4 protein-coding genes are annotated in these 4,468 nt (G+C 73.5%); all 4 read right to left on the bottom strand.

The window, feature by feature from the left end:
• Positions 1–703 (bottom strand): ATP-binding cassette domain-containing protein (locus tag AC08OP_RS18940; protein WP_476615411.1); only part of this gene is annotated, 703 nt, incomplete at its 3' end.
• Positions 700–1,545, bottom strand: a complete 846-nt coding sequence (locus AC08OP_RS18935; protein ID WP_476615410.1) for an ABC transporter permease — start codon at positions 1,543–1,545, stop codon at positions 700–702. The genes AC08OP_RS18940 and AC08OP_RS18935, both read right to left, overlap by 4 nt.
• Entirely contained in the window at positions 1,542–2,495 is a 954-nt protein-coding gene (locus AC08OP_RS18930; RefSeq protein WP_476615409.1) for an ABC transporter permease, read from the bottom strand. The genes AC08OP_RS18935 and AC08OP_RS18930 overlap by 4 nt, the downstream gene beginning before the upstream one ends.
• A gap of 48 nt (positions 2,496–2,543) precedes the next feature.
• Entirely contained in the window at positions 2,544–4,112 is a 1,569-nt protein-coding gene (locus AC08OP_RS18925; protein WP_476615414.1) for an ABC transporter substrate-binding protein, read from the bottom strand.
• Between the last annotated feature and the right edge of the window lie 356 nt (positions 4,113–4,468).

Below are 4,468 nucleotides of genomic sequence, written 5' to 3'. Positions count from 1 at the left end.
AGCCCAGGGTGACGGTGCGGGTGGCGACCGCGTCGACCAGCGCCCGGTCGTGGCTGACGAGCACCACCGCGTGCCTGGCGGCCAGCTCGCTGATCAGGCCGCGGATGGCGCGGGTGAGCACGGCGTCCAGGCCCGCGGTCGGCTCGTCGAGGACGAGGATGTCCGGCTGGCCGGCGAGGACCAGCGCGAACGCGGCCCGCTGCGCCTGCCCACCGGAGATCTGATGGGGGTAGCGGCGTTGGAAGGCCGGGTCGGTGGGCAGCCCGACGGCGGACAGCAGCCGGGCGACATCGGCCTCGGACCGGCCCGCCGCCTCCCGCAGCTGCGCGCGCAGCCGGCGGGTCGGATGCAGATCGCTGGCGGGATCCTGCCCCAGGTAGGCGATGGTCCGCCCGCGCAGCCGGGTCGCGACCGCGGCGGCCAGGACGTCCTCGCCGGCCACCCGCACCGTGCCCGACCGTACGGCCAGGCCGGGAGCCACATGGCCGAGCAGCGCCAGCGCCGTCGTGGTCTTGCCCGCGCCGGAGCGCCCGACCAGCGCCACCGCCTCGCCGCGCCGGACCTCGAACCCGACGTCCTCGACCACCGGCGGGCCACCGCCGGACGGGCCGATCGTGAGCCCCTCGACGCCGATGAGCTCCTCGACATCGCGTCGCGCGGCGGGGTCGTGCGGACCGGGACTGGTCTGTTCGGTGGTCGTCACGATCGCTCCGCCAACGTGGTGGCGAGCCGGTCGGTGAGGATGTTCACCGACACCGACAGGACGACGAGAGCCAGCACCGGAGCGAGAAACGGCCAGGCCGTGAGCGCCACGCCGGGTGCGTTCTCGTCCACCATCCGTCCCCAGTTCGGCGCGGGGGCGGACCGTCCGAGTCCGAGAAAACCCGCCGTCGCCGTGAGGTGGACGGCCGCGGAGAAGCGCAGCCCGGCGTCGGCGAGTACGGGGCGCACGATGTTCGGCAGCACGTCCCGGCGGATCACGGCGGACCGCCGGTCACCGCGGGCAAGGGCCACCTCGACATAGCCGCTGGCGGCGATCTGCTGCGCCGCGGCGCGCACCACCCGCACCGAGAACGGGACGCCGACGACGGCGACCGTGGCCATCACCGCGAGGTCGCTGCCGGGGAAGCCGGTCGCGAGTACCAGCATCAGCAGGACGGCGGGGATGACACCGAACGCGTCGACGGCGCGGACCGTCAGCTCGCCGGCCCGTCCCCGGGACAGCGCCGCCGTCACCCCGACGGCAACGCCGACCACGCTGGCGAGCAGGGTGCCGCCGAGGGCGAGGGCCACGACCGGCAGCCCGCCGTGCGCCAGCCGGGTGAGCACGTCGCGCCCGACCACGTCGGTGCCCAGCGGGTGCGCCGGTGACGGCCCTTCGAACGGCAGGCCGACCTGGGCGCTCACCGAGCCGCCGACCAGCGCCGGGCCGAGCAGGCTCACGGCGACGAGCACCCCGACCGCGCCGCCGGCCAGCCTGCCGCCCACCCGTCTGCCGCGGGCCTGCCTGCCGCCCACCCGTCTGCCGCGGGTCAGCCGGCTCACCGCGCCCTCCGGGTGCGCGGGTCGACGACGGCCGCGATGACGTCGCCGCACAGCAGCCCGAGCAGCGCGAGCGCGCACAGCGCCAGGGACAGCCCCTGCACCATCGGGACGTCCCGGTTGGCCACCGCCTGCGTCAGCTCGAAGCCGACACCGGGATAGTTGAACACGCTCTCGACCACGACCGCCCCGCCGAGCAGGCCGCCGAAGAGCACCGCGACGACCTGGACGGTGGGGGCGAGCGCGGCCGGCAGCAGGTGCCGCAGCGCCAGCCGCGGGCCGTGCACGCCGCGCAGCCGGGCGGCGCGCACGTACGGGGCCGCCGCCACGTCGGCCGCGGACGAGCGCAGCAGTCTGGTCGCGATCGCCGTCGCGACGATCGCGAGGGTCAGGGCGGGCAGCACCATCACCTCCGGTGACTCCCACGGCCGCTGCCCGAGGTCGACCAGCGAGACCCGAGGCAGGATCCCGAGCAGCGCCCCGAACGCCCAGGCCAGCAGCGCGGCGGTGACGAACTCCGGCAGACCCGCCGCGGCCAGGGTCACCAGGGACACCGTCTGGTCGGCGCGCCCGTTGAGGCGCGCCGCGGTGACCAGGCCGAGCAGGATCGCGCCGGGCAGCGCGACGGCGAGCGCGAGCACGGTGAGCGCGAGGCTGTTCGGCACGGTGTCACCGAGCACCTCGTTGACGTCCCGTCCGCCCACCTGGCCCTGCCCGAGGTCGCCGTGCAGCGCGTCGCCGGCCCAGCGCAGGTAGCGGCTGACCGGCGACTCGTCGAGGTGCAGCTGCCGGGTCAGCTCCTCCCGGTCGGCGGTGGTGGCGTCCGCGCCGGCGAGCACGCCGGCGGCGTCCCCGGGGAGCACATCCGTCGCCAGGAAGATGACGGCGGAGAGCACCACGAGGACGGCGCCGGCGGCCGCCAGCCGCCGCAGCACCAACAACCCGAGCGTCATGGACGTGAACGACCTGTCTCGTCTGCCCGCCTTCGGTCGCTGGCGGGCTCAGGCCAGGTACGCCTGGCTGAAGTTGGTGAACAGATCCTCCGCTACGCCGTGGACCTTCGTCGTCTGCCCGTTGATCGACGGGACGAAGACCGGGACGACCGAGTTGCCCTCGTCCCACAGGACGCGCTGGGCCTTCCCGGCGGCTTCGCGCCGGGCGGCCTCGTCGGTGGCGCTGCGCGCAGTCTTGACCAGCGCGTCGACATCCGGCCGGTTGAAGCCGAAGGCGGACGGCGCCCCACCGGCGCGGGTCGAGACGTAGTTCGACAGCGGCGGCACCGGCGGGTTGTAGCTCGCGGCGAACGGCAGGCGCACATAGGCGGGGTAGTCCGAGAACAGCTGGCCGGCGGCCTTCTCGTCGAGCGTCACGTTGACGCCGACCGCGCGCAGCTGCTCGGCGTAGAGCGTCGCGGTCTCGCTCATGCCAGCCAGCTCGGGCGCGGTCGTGAGGGTGACGGCCAGGTTCTCCGCGCCCGCCTCCTTCAGCAACGACCGGGCCCGTTCCGGGTCGTGGGGCCGCTGCTCGATGTCGTCGGCGTAGTCGGCGAACCCGAGGCCGGCGAGGTCGTTGCCGACGAACGCGCGGCCGAAGTACACCGTGTCGACGATGCGCTGGCGATCAACGGCGTACTTGAACGCCTGCCGCACCCGCACGTCGGCGAACGGGGCGAACGACAGGTTCAGCGCGAACGAGAGCATGGTCGCGTAGGGAAGCTCCGCGGTGACGACCTCGAACGTGTCGTCGCTCTCCAGGGTGCGGGCGGCCACCGGGCTGAGGCCCGCGGCGAACTCGACCTGCCCGCCGGTCAGGGCGTTGACCCGGGCGGTGGTGTCGGCGATGGTGCGCAGCTCAAGCCCGTCCAGGTAGGGCCCGCCGCCGAGCGTCAGGCCGACCCAGTCGTCGTTGCGCGTGAACGTGCTGCCCCGGCCTGGTTCGAAACCGGTCAGCCGGAACGGCCCGCTGGTCGGCATCTCGGCGGTGAACTCGGTGGTGCCGTCCTTGAAGACCAGCGTGCTCTGGCACAGGATGAGACGGCCGTCGGCGATCGGCGACTTGGTCGGGAGCACCAGTGTCTGGTCGCCCTCGACCCGTGCGGCGGCCAGGTCGAAGTTCGCCGCCGGCGGCTTGAGGTAGGGCAGGGAGCCGAGCGTTCCCGGAGCCCTGAGCGAGTACAGAACGTCATGTGCCGTCACCGGGGAGCCGTCGGTGAACGTGGCGCCGGGGCGGACCCGCAGTATGTAGCTGGTCAGATCCGCCGCGGCGTCGATGCCTTCCAGCAGCTCGTACCGGACGCCCTCGGGCTCCTTCGGGTCGAGGATGCCGAGCGCACCGTGCATGGAGCGCGCGCGGATGTAGTCCAGCGGGGTCGGGCCCATCAGGAAGTTCAGCGTCTCGGCCGCCCCACCGCCGACGAACGCTGCGCGCAGTGTCCCGCCCTGGCGGGGGGTGGGCGCCGTGGAGGCCGGCGCGTCCGCCGCCGGGCCGTCGTCGTCGGAACAGGCGGCGAGCCCCGCCGCGCCGAGCAGAGCGAAAGCGCCTGACCGCAGCAGTAGTCGCCGGTCGAGCATGGTCGTCACCGGAAGCCTCCAAACCCCCAGGGCGCCGCGTCGAGGACGGGGCAGCGCCTGTCTGTCACGAAGCGTCGTGGCCCGGACATGGACCGCGACGGACGGGCGCCGGCGGGCGCCGGCTGGCGCCCGCCCCGGTCCCGCGCTGGCCCGAGCCGCTGTCGCCAGGGAGCGGTTTCGCTCCGCTTGTCGACAAGACCAACCGGACAGAGGTTAGCGAAAACGGATGTCATTGCCAACAGTGTGGATTGGCCGAGCTGGAGGTGGCTGGGTCGGGAGTGTTCGAATTCACGAGTATCTGAATTCATGGATTCGTGTATTCTTTTGGAGTGACAGCTCTCGCCACCGATCTGGAC

It is taken from the genome of Frankia sp. CeRuru1 (assembly GCF_977966315.1).
This window is presented reverse-complemented; position numbering and strand designations above follow the sequence as displayed.

Excerpts from the sequence above, each read along its gene's own strand:
- AC08OP_RS18930 (WP_476615409.1), bottom strand. The coding sequence starts at position 2,495 with ATGACGCTCGGGTTGTTGGTGCTGCGGCGGCTGGCGGCCGCCGGCGCC.
- AC08OP_RS18925 (WP_476615414.1), bottom strand. The coding sequence starts at position 4,112 with ATGCTCGACCGGCGACTACTGCTGCGGTCAGGCGCTTTCGCTCTGCTC.